Source organism: Streptomyces sp. NPDC048507, assembly GCF_043199995.1.
Lineage (GTDB): Bacteria > Actinomycetota > Actinomycetes > Streptomycetales > Streptomycetaceae > Streptomyces.
Genome location: NZ_JBICWZ010000005.1, coordinates 102792 through 116044 on the forward strand (window position 1 = coordinate 102792; position 13253 = coordinate 116044).

16 protein-coding genes are annotated in these 13253 nt (G+C 72.8%); all 16 read right to left on the reverse strand.

Going from position 1 to position 13253, the window contains the following annotated elements:
• Positions 1-54 precede the first annotated feature (54 nt).
• The 16 genes from dprA to proS all read right to left on the reverse strand — a co-directional run bounded on the left by dprA (position 55) and on the right by proS (position 13247).
• Positions 55-1245: a DNA-processing protein DprA gene (gene dprA / locus ACGFXC_RS16450; RefSeq protein WP_393713322.1), complete on the reverse strand. Its 1191-nt coding sequence runs from the start codon at positions 1243-1245 to the stop codon at positions 55-57.
• Positions 1242-2870: a YifB family Mg chelatase-like AAA ATPase gene (locus ACGFXC_RS16455; RefSeq protein ID WP_393713324.1), complete on the reverse strand. Its 1629-nt coding sequence runs from the start codon at positions 2868-2870 to the stop codon at positions 1242-1244. Before ACGFXC_RS16455 ends, dprA begins: the two co-directional genes overlap by 4 nt.
• Positions 2870-3241, reverse strand: a complete 372-nt coding sequence (locus tag ACGFXC_RS16460; protein ID WP_393713325.1) for a YraN family protein — start codon at positions 3239-3241, stop codon at positions 2870-2872. Before ACGFXC_RS16460 ends, ACGFXC_RS16455 begins: the two co-directional genes overlap by 1 nt.
• Before the next feature lie 135 nt (positions 3242-3376).
• Positions 3377-3685, reverse strand: a complete 309-nt coding sequence (locus ACGFXC_RS16465) for a DUF2469 domain-containing protein (RefSeq protein ID WP_214947872.1) — start codon at positions 3683-3685, stop codon at positions 3377-3379.
• A 55-nt stretch (positions 3686-3740) separates the two neighbouring features.
• Positions 3741-4208, reverse strand: a complete 468-nt coding sequence (locus tag ACGFXC_RS16470; protein ID WP_393713326.1) for an NUDIX hydrolase — start codon at positions 4206-4208, stop codon at positions 3741-3743.
• A 70-nt stretch (positions 4209-4278) separates the two neighbouring features.
• Positions 4279-5043 (reverse strand): signal peptidase I, encoded by a 765-nt coding sequence (lepB, locus tag ACGFXC_RS16475; protein ID WP_393713327.1) that lies wholly within the window; start codon positions 5041-5043, stop codon positions 4279-4281.
• A gap of 42 nt (positions 5044-5085) precedes the next feature.
• Entirely contained in the window at positions 5086-5988 is a 903-nt protein-coding gene (gene lepB / locus ACGFXC_RS16480) for a signal peptidase I (RefSeq protein ID WP_393713329.1), read from the reverse strand.
• Between the two features lie 114 nt (positions 5989-6102).
• Complete coding sequence (lepB, locus tag ACGFXC_RS16485) at positions 6103-6900, reverse strand: signal peptidase I (protein WP_393713331.1); 798 nt, start codon at positions 6898-6900, stop codon at positions 6103-6105.
• 385 nt (positions 6901-7285) lie between these two features.
• Positions 7286-8047, reverse strand: coding sequence for a signal peptidase I (gene lepB, locus ACGFXC_RS16490; protein WP_393713333.1), 762 nt, complete (start codon positions 8045-8047; stop codon positions 7286-7288).
• Between the two features lie 44 nt (positions 8048-8091).
• Positions 8092-8442: a 50S ribosomal protein L19 gene (rplS, locus tag ACGFXC_RS16495; RefSeq protein WP_030227407.1), complete on the reverse strand. Its 351-nt coding sequence runs from the start codon at positions 8440-8442 to the stop codon at positions 8092-8094.
• Positions 8443-8575: 133 nt separating this feature from the next.
• Entirely contained in the window at positions 8576-9397 is an 822-nt protein-coding gene (trmD, locus tag ACGFXC_RS16500) for a tRNA (guanosine(37)-N1)-methyltransferase TrmD (protein WP_393713335.1), read from the reverse strand.
• Entirely contained in the window at positions 9397-10026 is a 630-nt protein-coding gene (gene rimM / locus ACGFXC_RS16505; RefSeq protein WP_393713337.1) for a ribosome maturation factor RimM, read from the reverse strand. Before rimM ends, trmD begins: the two co-directional genes overlap by 1 nt.
• Before the next feature lie 159 nt (positions 10027-10185).
• Positions 10186-10425: an RNA-binding protein gene (locus ACGFXC_RS16510; RefSeq protein WP_030011889.1), complete on the reverse strand. Its 240-nt coding sequence runs from the start codon at positions 10423-10425 to the stop codon at positions 10186-10188.
• Positions 10426-10427: 2 nt separating this feature from the next.
• Positions 10428-10868, reverse strand: coding sequence for a 30S ribosomal protein S16 (gene rpsP / locus ACGFXC_RS16515; RefSeq protein ID WP_030162461.1), 441 nt, complete (start codon positions 10866-10868; stop codon positions 10428-10430).
• Between the two features lie 168 nt (positions 10869-11036).
• Positions 11037-11633, reverse strand: a complete 597-nt coding sequence (locus ACGFXC_RS16520) for a hypothetical protein (protein WP_351818228.1) — start codon at positions 11631-11633, stop codon at positions 11037-11039.
• Positions 11634-11834: 201 nt separating this feature from the next.
• Positions 11835-13247 (reverse strand): proline--tRNA ligase, encoded by a 1413-nt coding sequence (gene proS / locus ACGFXC_RS16525; RefSeq protein ID WP_393713338.1) that lies wholly within the window; start codon positions 13245-13247, stop codon positions 11835-11837.
• Positions 13248-13253 lie beyond the last annotated feature (6 nt).

The window sequence follows — 13253 nt, forward strand, 5'->3', positions numbered from 1 at the left end:
ACCGGGAAGACCGCGTCTCTCATCGCCGTCACTCTTTCACCGGAACGCCCCAGGTCAACGACCGCCTCGCCGGTCGGCTCCGGATTGCGCCCCCTCTCCCGGCGCGCGCGGGGCCAACCGCCAGCCGTCGCCCTGCCGTTCGACGAACCCCAGAGAGTGAAGTTCGTACAGTCTGCCGATGACTTCATCGGTGCCGGTGCCCGCGGCGAGCGAGATCTCCTCCGGTTTCGCGGCCCGGCCCGCGGGGAGGGCTTCGAGCACCCGTGCGGCGGCCGGGGCCAGCAGGTCCCGGGCGAGGACGGGGCCGCGCCGCGCGGGCGCCAGCTCGCCCATGTCGCCGACGAGTTCGATGATCTCGTCGGCGTCGGTGACGAGCTCCGCCCCGCCGCGCAGCAGTTCGTGGACCCCTGCCGAGAGGCCGCTGGTGGCGGGCCCGGGGACGCCCATGGTGGGGCGGCCCAGCCGCAGCGCCCGGCGGGCGGTGACCAGGGAGCCGCTGCGCAGCGCCGCCTCCACCACCACGGTTCCCCGGGTGAGGGCTGCGATGACCCGGTTGCGCAGCACGAACCGGCTCGGGGTGGGGTGAGCGCCGGGCGGCAGTTCCCCCAGCACCAGCCCCTGACGGGCGATCCTGCCGAGCAGCCCGGCGTGGCCGCGCGGGTAGCCGACGTCCACCCCGCAGGCCAGCACCGCGGCGGTGGCGCCGCCCGCGGCGAGGGCGCCCCGGTGCGCGGCGCCGTCGATCCCGTAGGCGGCGCCGGAGACCACCACCCAGCCGCGCTCGGCGAGTCCGGCGGCGAGGGTCTGCGCCATGTGGGACCCGTACGGGGTGCACGCGCGGGCTCCGACCACGGCGACCGAGCGCAGGGCCCAGGTCCGCAGGTCCGGCCCGCCCCGCAGCCACAGCCCGACGGGCCGGGCGTCCCCGAGGTCGTCCAGCTGGGTCGGCCACTGCGCCGACCCGGGGCAGACGAACCGGCAGCCCGCCCCGGCCGCCTGCGCCAGGTCCCGCCGGGGCTGCGCGACGGCGGCCCGTCTGCGGTACCCGGCGAGCCGCTCGGGACCGGCCCCGGTCAGCGCCCCGCACCGCGCCTCGGGGCCGGTCAGCAGGCCCATCAGCCGGGCGGCGCCGAACTCGCGCAGCCAGCGCCCGCCGTGCTCGTCCCCCGGTTCCAGCACCCGGGTCAGCGCCGCCCGGGCGAGCACCTCCGGCCCCGGCTCCGGCGCCCCGCCGGCGGCGCTCACGGCCCCGCCTCCGCCGACGCCGCCAGGACGGCCCCGCGGGCGATCCCGGTGCGCAGCTCCAGCGCGACGGCCACGTCCAGCGTGTCGGGCCGCTCGCGCCCCCGCAGGTCGGCCACGGTCCAGGCGACCCGCAGCACCCGGTCCAGCCCCCGCGCGGTGAGCAGTCCGCGCTCCATGTCCCGCTCCGCCTGGGCCATCGCCCCGGCGCCGGCCGGCCAGCGGGTGCGCAGCTCGTGCCCCGGAACCTCGGAGTTGAGCCGCCACGGGGTCTGCGCCAGCCGGGCGGCGGCCCGCTCCCGGGCCTCGCGGACCCGGGCCGCGACGGCGGTGGTGGACTCGCCCCGGCCGCCCCGGCCCAGCAGGTCGGAGCGGGTGACCGGCTCGACGTCCACGCGGAGGTCGACCCGGTCGAGCAGCGGCCCCGACAGCCGGGCCTGGTAGCGCCGGACCACGGAGGGGGGACATTCGCACCCCGCCCCCAGCAGGCTGTGCCGGCCGCAGGGGCAGGGGTTCGCGGCGAGGACCATCAGGAAGCGGGCCGGCAGCCGTACCACCCCGGCGGCCCGGGCGATGACCACGTGTCCCGCTTCGAGGGGCTGCCGCAGGGCGTCCAGCGCCTTGCCGGCGAACTCCGCGGCCTCGTCCAGGAAGAGCACCCCGCGGTGGGCCAGGGAGACCGCCCCGGGCCTGGGGATCCCGGCCCCGCCGCCGACCAGCGACTGCATGGTGGCGGAGTGGTGCGGGGCGCAGTACGGGGGCCTGGCGACCAGCGGTTCGCCGGGCGGCAGGATTCCCGCGACGGAGTGGACGGCCGTCACCTCCAGGGAGTCCTGTCGGGTGAGGGGCGGCAGGATCCACGGCAGCCGCTCGGCCAGCATGGTCTTGCCCGCGCCCGGGGGCCCGCTGAGGAAGAGGTGGTGACCGCCGGCGGCGGCCACCTCCAGGGCGCGCCGGGCCCGGTGCTGGCCGGCCACGTCGCCGAGGTCGGGGACCTCGGCGGCCTCCGCGCCGGCCCGGGCCAGGCCCGTGCCCAGCCCGGCGCCCGGCACCACCAGCCCCGCGAGCATCGGGTCGGGACGCCCCGCCGGGACCGGTTCCTCCTCGGGCACCGCCCCGTCGGTCAGGACCGCGATCAGCTGCCGCAGGCTGCGGACGCCGAGGACGGACACCTCGGGGACCAGGCCGGCCTCGCCCGCGCACTGCTCGGGCACCACCACCTGCCGGTACCCGGCCTCGGCGGCGGCGAGCACCGCGGGCAGGATCCCGCGCACCGGCCGGACCCGGCCGTCGAGGCCGAGCTCCCCGATGAGCACCAGGTCGGCGATGGCTCCCGGATCGAGCACTTCGGCGGCGCCCAGTACGGCCGCCGCGACGGCGAGGTCGAAATGCGCCCCGGACTTCGGCACGGACGCCGGGCTGAGCCCGACCGTGAGCTTCTTCTGCGGCCACTGGGCGCCGGAATTGACCACGGCGGCCCGCACCCGGTCGCGGCTCTCGATCAGGGTCTTGTCGGGCAGCCCCACCAGGGTGAAGGCCGCGACCCCCGGTTCCAGGTCGGCCTGGACCTCCACCAGTACGCCCTCGACGCCCACCAGGGCCACCGAGCAGGCCCGCGCGAACCCCATCACGCCACCCCCCTGACGTGCTCCACCCGGGGCGCGCCGCGCCGTGGCAGCAGCACCGCGACGAGGTCGATCCGCACGCCTCCGGCGGGTGGTCCCCCGTGGTCGGCGAGCCAGCGCCCGGCGAGCCTGCGCAGCCGGTCGGCCTTGGCGGCCCGGACGGCCGCCATGGGGTGTTCGAAGCCGCCCGCCCGGCGCGTCTTGACCTCGCACACGACGAGGGCGTCCCCCTCCCGCGCGACGATGTCGATCTCCCCGGCTCGGCAGCGCCAGTTCCTGGCGATCACCGTCATCCCCGACTCGGTCAGCCGCCGCGCGGCGAGGTCCTCGCCGTACCGCCCCAATGCCTGCTGTGCCACGCCCTTCGCGTTCATCCGGCACCACCTCCGTGCCGAGGGTCCCGCGGGAGCGCCCCACGAGTGGATCTTGGTGGACAACTCCGGTGATGTGGAAAACCCGCTCACCCTCCAGGGTGAGCGGGTGGTCCGGCGCCGGGCGCGGGCGGCCGGTCAGGCGCCGGGAAGTTCGAGGTCGCTCTTGTTGAGCTCCTCGATGTTCACGTCCTTGAAGGTCAGTACCCGGACCTGCTTGACGAAGCGGGCCGGCCGGTACATGTCCCAGACCCAGGCGTCCGCCATCGAGACCTCGAAGAAGACCTCCCCCTGGACCGAGTGCACCTGCATCTCGTAGTCGTTCGTCAGGTAGAAACGACGTTCCGTCTCGATCACGTACTTGAACAGCCCGACGACGTCGCGGTACTCCCGATAGAGCTTCAGCTCCATCTCGGTCTCGTACTTCTCGAGGTCCTCGGCGCTCATGGCATGTTCCCCTTCAGCCGTGCGTCCCCCTATTGTGCGCCAGCGCCGTGCGCCCCTAAACGATTTCCGGGGGCAGGACCACCGGAGCACCCGGAGGACCGTCGACGAGCAGCGTGCGCAGCAGCCCGGCGAGTCTGGTCGGGTACACCGTCTCACGGGCCGCCAGCAGTTCCCCGGAGGTCCACCACCTGGCTCCCGTGACGCTGCGCCGCTCGAGTTCCGTGAGGCCGTCCATCCGGGTATCGGTCCGGTCGGTACGGGCGAGGAAGTACCACTCGTCCTGCTCCCAGCGCCGCCCGTCGAAGGGGAAGGAGCAGTACCTGTGCCACAGCACCGGCCCCAGCTCGACCTCTGTGATCCCCGTCTCCTCCGCGAGTTCCCGCAGGGCCGCCTGCTCGCGCGTCTCGTCGCCCTCCAGGCCGCCGCCCGGCGTGAACCACCAGTCGTCGGCCGGATCGGCCGGTTCGAAGCCGTGCAGGAGCAGGATCCGGTCCGCCGGGTCCAGCAGGATCACCCGCGACACCTTCCGCGGATCCCGGCCCGCCGGCCGCGGCGGCCCCGGCGCGCCGGGAGCCGGGCCCCCGGCGCCGGGGTCAGCGGGCACCGGAGGACTCCCGCCGCCGCCCGCGCCCCAGGATCCGTACGAGGGGCCCGTAGGCCGCCCCCAGCAGCACCAGGGCCGCACCGCCCACGACCGCGGCCAGCTGGAGCCGCAGCGGCCCGGGTCCGGAGATCCCGCCGGGCAGGGAGGCGAAGGTCTCCGGGCGGTCCAGCATCTTCATGGACGGCCATGCCAGCGCGTCGACCCGGGCCGACACCGCCGACCGGGGCACGGTGCCCTGGCCCGCCTCCTGGAGGTGAGCGCGGGAGTCGAGCGAGGCCACGCGGTGGTCGCCCATGAGGAAGAGGTTGTCGTCGGGCACCTTCACCTCGAACGGGGCGCCACCGGTCCCGATCGCCGCGGCCTCACTGCCCGCGTGGTCGAGGTAGGGCTCGTCGAGCTCCTTGCCGTTCACGCTCAGCCGGCCGCCCTGACCACAGCAGCGGACGGTGTCCCCGCCCACGGCGACGACCCGCTTGACCATGGGCGAGGCGCCCCACTGCGCGTCGATGAAGACGACCACGTCACCGCGGCGCACCTCGTCGCCGTCGATCCGCTGCGCCAGCACCCGGTCGTTCGGCCGCACGGTGGGCACCATCGAGTCGGTCGGCACCGTGTACGGCTGGTAGATCAGCGCGCCCCAGGCGAAACCGCCCAGGAACAGCACGAAACCGATGGCCACGACGATGCCCGACAGCACGTTGCCGAGGCCGCCGCGGCCACCGGTGGTCCCGCGTATTGCCTGTGTTCCGCCCATTGCAGCGCCCCCGCCTCGGAGATCGTCGACCTGGGCGGCACCCTACCGGGCGGTACGCCCGTTGGTCAGCCTCCGCCTGCGCCACAGCACGACCGGAACGGCGCCCGCCACGCCCAGCGCGGCCGGGCCGAGGCCGACCGGTGCGAGACCGGAGGCGCCCAGACCGAGGGCGGTCGCCGCGGCCTGGTGGTTGATGCCGGGCTGGTCGAAGGTGTCCGGGACCGGGAGCGTGGCCCACCGGGTGACCGGCCAGGCGACGACGACGGCCCGCCCGACGACCTTGTCGACCGGCACGAAGCCCTGCGTGGAGTCCTGCATGTGGTAGCGGGAGTCCTGGGAGTTCTGGCGGTGGTCGCCCATCACCCAGATCTTGCCCTTGGGCACGGTGATCGGCCCGAAGGGAGCGTCGTCGCACGGGGTGTTGCCGGGGTAGATGTACGGCTCGTCCAGCTCCTTGCCGTTGACGACGACCGGTCCCCCCTTCTTGCACTCCACGGTGTCCCCGCCGATGGCGATGGTCCGCTTGATCAGGTCCTTCTCCTCGGCGGACGGCATCAGGCCGATCCAGCTGAGGGCCTTCTGCGCGATGTTGGGCTCCGGGGTGGGCTCTCCGGCCAGCCAGCTCGCCGGGTCGTGGAAGACGACGACCTCACCGCGCTCGGGTTCCGATCCGAACCACGGGGTCAGCTTGTCCACCAGCACCCGGTCCCCGCGCTGGAGGGTGTTCTGCATCGAGTCGGAGGGGATCGAGAACGCCTGGACCAGGAAGGTCTTGATCAGCAGGGCCAGCAGCAGGGCGATACCGATGAGGAGCGGGAGCTCCTTCCAGAACGAGCGCTGAGGGCGCTCGGCCGCGCCGTCGTCCTCGGCCCCGGTCTCGCGCCCTACGGCGTCGTCCGGCCGCTCCTCGCCCTCATCGCGTCCGGACCGGGCGCCTACCGCCACATCCCCCACATCCACTCCTCATTCGGAATTCGCGTCCCGCGCCGGATCGGTCGACGGGCCCTCCCCTCCCTTAACGAGCGGGAGTTCCCTAAGGCGCGGGAGACCGAGGACACACTATGCGAACGCCGTGCCCCGCCGACGCCCAAGGCGCCCGCGCCGCCGACCGGTTCGCGCCGGATCCGGCACCGAGAGGAAGGTGGCCGGCTGCTCCAGCTCGCGCCAGTGGCCGAAGGGCCAGGCGATCACCACCGCCCGCCCCACCACACCGTTCTCGTCGATGGTGCCCTCGAAGGCCTCGTCGAGGTGGTAGCGGGAGTCGGCGGAGTTCGCCCGGTGGTCGCCCATCACGAAGAGCCGTCCCGCCGGTACGTGCACCTCGAAGCGGATCTCCGAGGGGGCGTTGCCCGGTGACACGTACGGCTCATCGAGGGGCGCGCCGTTGACGGTGACCCGTCCCTGCGCGTCACAGCACTTCACGGTGTCCCCGCCGACGCCGATGGTCCGCTTGATCAGATCCTGCTCGTCGGCGGACGGGAGCAGGCCGATGAAGGTCAGGGCCTGCTTGACCTGCTTGATCCCCGCCGGGTCCTGGGCCGGCCGGGCGGCCTCGCCCTTGAGCCAGCCTCCGGGGTCCTTGAACACCACGACGTCGCCCCGCTCGACCTTGGAGCCGAACCACGGGGTGAGCTTGTCGACCAGTACCCGGTCACCGATGCGGATCGTCTGCTCCATCGACCCGGAAGGGATGAAGAAGGCCTGCACCAGGAAGGTCTTGAGCAGCAGGGCTATGCACAGCGCGACCACCACGAGCAGCGGCAGCTCGCCCGCCCGCCGGGTGCGCCTGCGCCGCCGGACCCGGCGGGCCAGCCTGCGCCGCTCGGCCCGTCCACCGGGCTCCGGCGCCGGCTCCACGGGCCCGCCGGGCGCCGCCGCGGGAGCCTCGGCACCGCGACCGACACCCGCACCGGCATCGGCGTCGGCACCCACATCGGCATCGGCCGCGTACCGTCCCGGCCGTTGCACCTCCGGCCGTTCCGCTTCCGGCTCCGGTCCGCGCCACAGCGGCTGCTCCGCTTCGGGGACCCGCCGCCCGGCCGCGCCCTGTTCCGGCTCGCTCCACAGCGGGCCGCCGCCCGCCGGACCGCCCCGCCGCGGCGGAAGGGGTCCACGCGGCAGCGGCTCGCGCGCCGGCGACGAAGACGGCGACGGCGACGGCGACGGAGGCCGCTGGAACTGCGGTCCGGGCACCTCGTCCCTGCCGTCCCGGTCGTCCCGGCCGCCTCTCGGCCGGCCCCTGCTACCCATGCGACCCGCCTCCGACCCGCGACCAGGCCTGGGCGCCGTTGCCGGGCACCGACCCCCACCGCGTCACCGGCCAGCCGAGCCAGTCGGCCCGTCCGATCACCTTGTCCACCGGCACCATCCCCCCGCCCGGCTCCCCCAGGTGGTCGCGCGAGTCCCGGGACTGGGAGCGGTGATCGCCCATCACCCACAGGGTTCCGAGCGGGACGACGATCCGGAAGGGCACCGTCGAGGGCGCGTCCCCGGGGTACAGGTAGGGCTCGTCCACCGTTACTCCGTTGACCTTGAGCCGGCCGCCCGCGTCGCAGCACACCACGTCGTCCCCGCCCACGCCCACGACCCGCTTCACGAAGTCCGTGTCGGAGGGCTCGGCGAGCCCGAGCGCCGAGAAGGCCCCGTGCACGACCTCGCCGACGGGGTTGCCCGCCGGGCGCTCGCGCACGAAGGAGCCGGTGCCGTCGAAGACGACCACGTCGCCGCGCCGCGGCCGGTCGCCGAACCGGTACGCCAGCTTGTTGACCAGCACCCGGTCGCCGACCTTCAGCGTCGGCTCCATCGAGCGGCTGGGGATGAGGAACGGCTGGACCACGAAGTTGGAGAGGAGCAGCAGGAACACGGCGCAGGCCACGCCGAGCAGGCCGGCCCGCCGCCGGGACCGGGGGGTTCCCCACCACCCGGAAAACGCAGAACGCGGCCGCCCCTCCCCCTGTTCGGGGGAGGAGTGGCCGCGCTGTGTGAGCTCTGCTTCGGTGTCCATCGGGGGCGAGCCTATCCGGCCGTCCCCTGGAGCCGGAGAGGAGATCAGCGGTCGCGCTTCTCCTTGATCTTCGCGGCCTTGCCGCGGAGCTCACGGAGGAAGTACAGCTTGGCGCGACGCACGTCACCGCGGGTGACGAGCTCGATCTTCTCGAAGATCGGGGAGTGCACGGGGAAGGTGCGCTCGACGCCGACGCTGAAGGAGACCTTGCGAACGGTGAAGGTCTCGGAGACGCCAGAGCCCTGGCGACGGATGACAACGCCCTTGAACTGCTGGATACGGGAGCGGTTGCCCTCGATCACGCGGACGTGCACGTTGATGGTGTCACCGGGGCGGAAGGCCGGGACGTCCGTGCGCAGGGAGGCGGCGTTGACGCCATCGAGCAGGTGAGACATGTTCTTCGTCTGCTTTCTTCGCACGACGCCACAGGTCGCCGGTGCGGATTTCCGTAGAGAATTCGGGAGCCGTGGGACGTCGCGGGCGACGGTCCCCCTGTGGCAGGGGCGCACGCGAGCACACAGCAGCCGCCTATTCTTCCACGGCCCGGGGCCTGCGCCAAAATCGCCCGTCGTCGCTGGGCCTCCAGCCCAGGATGCTGAGGATTTCGCGGTCCTTCTTGTCGAAGGCGGCGGCCTCGCAGCGTTCGATCAGGTCGGGACGGTTGCGCGCGGTGCGCCGGAAGGCCTCGTCCCGGCGCCAGCGGGCGATCTTCCCGTGGTGGCCGCTGATCAGCACCTCGGGGATGCCGCGTCCGCGCCACTCCGGGGGCTTGGTGTAAACGGGGCCTTCGAGCAGGTTGGCCATCTCGCCGGGCGCGAACGAGTCGTCGCGGTGCGATTCGGCGTTGCCGAGGACCCCGGGCAGCAGCCGGGCCACGGCCTCGGTGACCACCAGGACGGCGGCCTCGCCGCCCGCGAGCACGTAGTCCCCGATGGAGACCTCGTAGACCGGCATCCGGGTGGCGTACTCGTCCATGACCCGGCGGTCGATGCCCTCGTAGCGGGCCGGGGTGAAGATCAGCCACGGGCGCTCGGAGAGCTCGACGGCCAGTTCCTGGGTGAAGGGACGGCCGCTGGGCGTCGGAACGACCAGCACGGGGCCGCGGGCGCCCGCCTCGTACCCGTCGGCCAGCGCCGAGTCCAGGGCCTCGCCCCAGGGGCCGGTCTTCATGACCATCCCGGGACCGCCGCCGTACGGGGTGTCGTCGACCGTGTTGTGCCGGTCGTACGTCCACTCCCGCAGGTCGTGCACGTGTACGTCGAGCTGGCCGCGCGCCCGCGCCTTGCCGACGAGCGAGACGTTGAGCGGCTCCAGGTACTCCGGGAAGATCGTGACGACGTCCAGCCGCATCAGGCCCCGACCTCACCCTCGGTCTTGCCCTCGGTCTTGCCCTCGGTCTTGCCCTCGGTCTTGCCCTCGGCCTCGCCGTCGGTGTGTTCCTCCGCCTCCCGCGCGGAGGCGACCTCCGCACGGTCGTCGATCAGCCCGGGCGGCGGCGTGATGACGCACCGCTGCTCCTCCAGGTCGATCTCGGCGACGATCTCCTCCACGAAGGGGATCATGACCTCGGTGCCGTCCGGCCGTTCGACGATGAAGAGGTCCTGCGAGGGCAGGTGGGAGATCTCGGTGATCCGGCCGACCTCCGTACCGTCCTCCAGCACCACGTCGAGGTCCATCAGCTGGTGGTCGTAGTACTCGTCGGGCTCGGCGGGGAGCTCCGCGGGGTCGACCTCGGCGATCAGCAGGATGTTGCGCAGTGCCTCGGCCCCGGTGCGGTCCTTGACCCCCGCGAAGCGGAGCAGCAGCCGGCCGCTGTGCACCCGTCCCGTCTCGATGGTCAGCGGACCCGCCGACGCCGGCTCGGTCTCCAGTACGGCACCGGGCCCGAGCCGCAGCTCCGGCTCGTCGGTGCGCACCTCGACGGTGACCTCACCCTTGATCCCGTGGGCGCGGCCGATCCGCGCGACTACCAGCTGCACTGTGTGTCTCCGTTGTGGTTTCTCAGTCAGGGGCCGCTCTGCCCGTGATCGCCCGGCGGCGCTCCGCGCGGCGGCGCGCGGCGCCCTCAGGGGCGGAAACGACTCGGGCCGGGGAAGGCGAAGAACGCCCTCCCCGGCCCGTGCCGGTACTTCAACTTCTCAGCGGACCTGGTCCACGTCGACGAGGTCGACGCGGATCCCCCGGCCGCCGATGGCGCCCACGACGGTACGCAGCGCACGCGCGGTGCGGCCGTTGCGGCCGATCACCTTCCCGAGGTCGTCCGGGTGGACCCGGACCTCGAGCACCTGTCCGCGGCGCAGGTTGCGCGAGGCGACCTGCACTTCGTCGGGGTTGTCCACAATGCCCTTCACGAGGTGCTCAAGAGCCTCCTCGAGCACGATCAGGCCTCGGTCGACTCGGCGGCGGCCTCAGCCTCGTCCGCCTTCTTGTCGGCCTTCTTCGCCTTCTGCGTGATGGCCTCGCCCTTGGTCTCGCCGATGCCCTCGAGGGCCTTGGCGAACTCGTCGAAGGAGCGACGCTTGCTCTCCTTCGTCTCCGGCTGCAGCAGCGGCGCGGGGGCCGGGAGGCCCTTGTGCGCCTGCCAGTCACCGGTCAGCTTCAGGATGGCGAGCACGGCCTCGGTGGGCTGGGCGCCCACGGACAGCCAGTACTGCGCACGCTCGGCGTTGACCTCGATGCGCGACGGGTTGTACGTCGGGTGGTAGATACCGATCTCTTCGATCGCGCGACCGTCCCGACGGGTACGGGCGTCGGCGACGACGATGCGGTAGTGCGGCTGGCGAATCTTGCCGAGACGCTTGAGCTTGATCTTGACTGCCACTGGAGTGGTGTCTCCTGAACTTGACGTGGTTGGGCACATGAGATGCCACGTGGGGTTGCGGTACTCGGGTGCCCGATGGACGCGTCAGCCGGAGGAGAGAGGGGTCCTATGCGACTGTCGAGTACAGCTGTCCATTGTGCCATACGCCCGCGGCACGCCCAGCCGGGGTCAGGAGGCCGCCGCGGTGGCGACCTCCGGGATGCGGAACGGCTTCATGCAGCCGCCGCACACGATCGGCGCCTGGGCCAGTACGGACGGGACCACCCGCACGTTGCGCCCGCAGTCGCACACCGCTTTGACCCGTACGCCGCCGCCCGAGGATCCGTGCCGGGCGGCCGGACCGCGGAAGCTGCGCTTGGTGTCGGCGGCCGTGGCGGCCGTGTGCGCCTTCAGGGCGCGCTGGAGCCGCTCCATGGTGGGGCGGTAGCGCTTCTTCGCCTCGGGGTTGAGGGAGACCAGGGAGAACCCGCTGCTGGCGTGCGGCTCCTCGGAGTGGTCCAGCCCCATCTCCTCGGCGATCGCGAGGAATCTGCGGTTGTGGTAGCGGCCGGCTCGCGAGGTGTCACGGACTCCGCGGGCGGCGGCGATGCCGTGGACTGCCTCGTGCAGCAGTCGCTCGAAGGAGAGCTCGGCGCCACAGGCGGACGAGGACTCTCCGATCAGGGACTCGGGCGCGGCAAGGTCAGGCAGCTCGGGGTGGTACCGCTGAATATCGGCCCACGCCTGCGCCAGCTCTGCGGCGAGAACAGGTGGTGTCGTGCTCACGTCGTGACAACGAGCCGAGGTGCCCCGGTGTTCCGATTCCGGGCCATTCCAAATTTTTTGCACGTACCAGTCAGTTCAGTCTGATGCGTCCTGACGAGGACGGGTGCGCCGATCTCAGGAGGAGTCGGTACGTAAGGAGTACCAATGACGGCCACGCCCCCGGAGCGCGGCCTGAGCCGCGCGCTGGGGGCGTGGGGTGCGTCAGTACGAGCGCGCGACGATGGCGAGGGTACCGGGGGCGTCGTCCGACTCCGGAACCGACCCGTCCGCCGCGACGAGGCAGCGTACCGAGACGGCCTGCTCGGCCAGCTTGGCCTCGCCCTCGGGGCCCAGGTCGGCCCACGGGATGCGCGCCCAGCCACCGGCGATGGCGGCCTCCGCCGCCTCCTCGATGGTCGCCACGTCCGAGGTGCGGGCCTCGCGGCGCTCGCGGGACTCGCGCAGCAGCTGCGCCTGGTCCTCGTCGAGGACCTTGGGCAGCAGGTCGGCCAGCGCGGAGATCTGCACGGCCTCCTTGCCGCCGGGGATCCGCCGGGCCAGCATCGCGGTGCCGGCCTCCAGGTCGCGGGGGCCGATCTCGATGCGGACCGGTACGCCCTTGAGCTCCCAGTCCACGGCGCGGCGGCCGAAGGGGGTGTCGACGCGGTCGTCGACCTGGACGCGCAGGCCCGCGGCCTTCAGCTGCGCGCCGAGCTCGCGGACCTTCGCCACGGCCTCGTCGCCCTTGATCGCCATGACCACGACCTGGACGTGCGCGAGCCGCGGCGGGACGCGCAGGCCGTTGTCGTCGCCGTGGGACATGATCAGGCCGCCGACCATGCGGGTCGAGACGCCCCACGAGGTCTGCCAGACGAGCTCCTGCTTGCCCTCCTTCGACAGGTACTGCGTGTTGAAGGCCTTGGCGAAGTTGGTGCCGAGCTCGTGGCTGGTGCCCAGCTGGAGGGCCTTGCCGTCGCCCATCATGCCCTCGAGGGTGAGGGTGTTGATGGCGCCGGCGAAGCGCTCCTTGGCGGTCTTGCGGCCGAGCACGACGTCGATGCCGAGCACGTTCGTCATGAAGTCGCCGTAGACGTCCGTGTGGATGCGGGCGGCGTAGTCGCGGGCGTCCTCGTACGTGGCGTGGGCGGTGTGGCCCTCCTGCCAGAGGAACTCGCTCGTACGGAGGAACACGCGCGGGCGCATCTCCCAGCGGACCACGTTGGCCCACTGGTTGATCAGCAGGGGCAGGTCCCGGTAGCTCTGGACCCACTTGGAGAAGTAGTCGTTGATGATCGTCTCGGAGGTGGGCCGGACGACGACGGGCTCGTCCAGCTCCTTGCCGCCGCCGTGCGTGACGACCGCGAGCTCGGGGGCGAAGCCCTCGACGTGTTCGGCTTCCTTCGTCAGGTACGACTGCGGGATGAACAGCGGGAAGTACGCGTTCTGGGCGCCCGCGTCCTTGATGCGCGCGTCCATCTCCTGCTGCATCCGCTCCCACAGCCCGTAGCCGTACGGTCGGATGACCATGGTGCCGCGTACCGGACCGTTGTCGGCCAGCTCGGCCTTGTTGATCAGATCCTGGTACCAGCGGGGGAAATCCTCCGCCTGGGGGGTGAGAACGGGTGCCTTTGCCATGGCGCG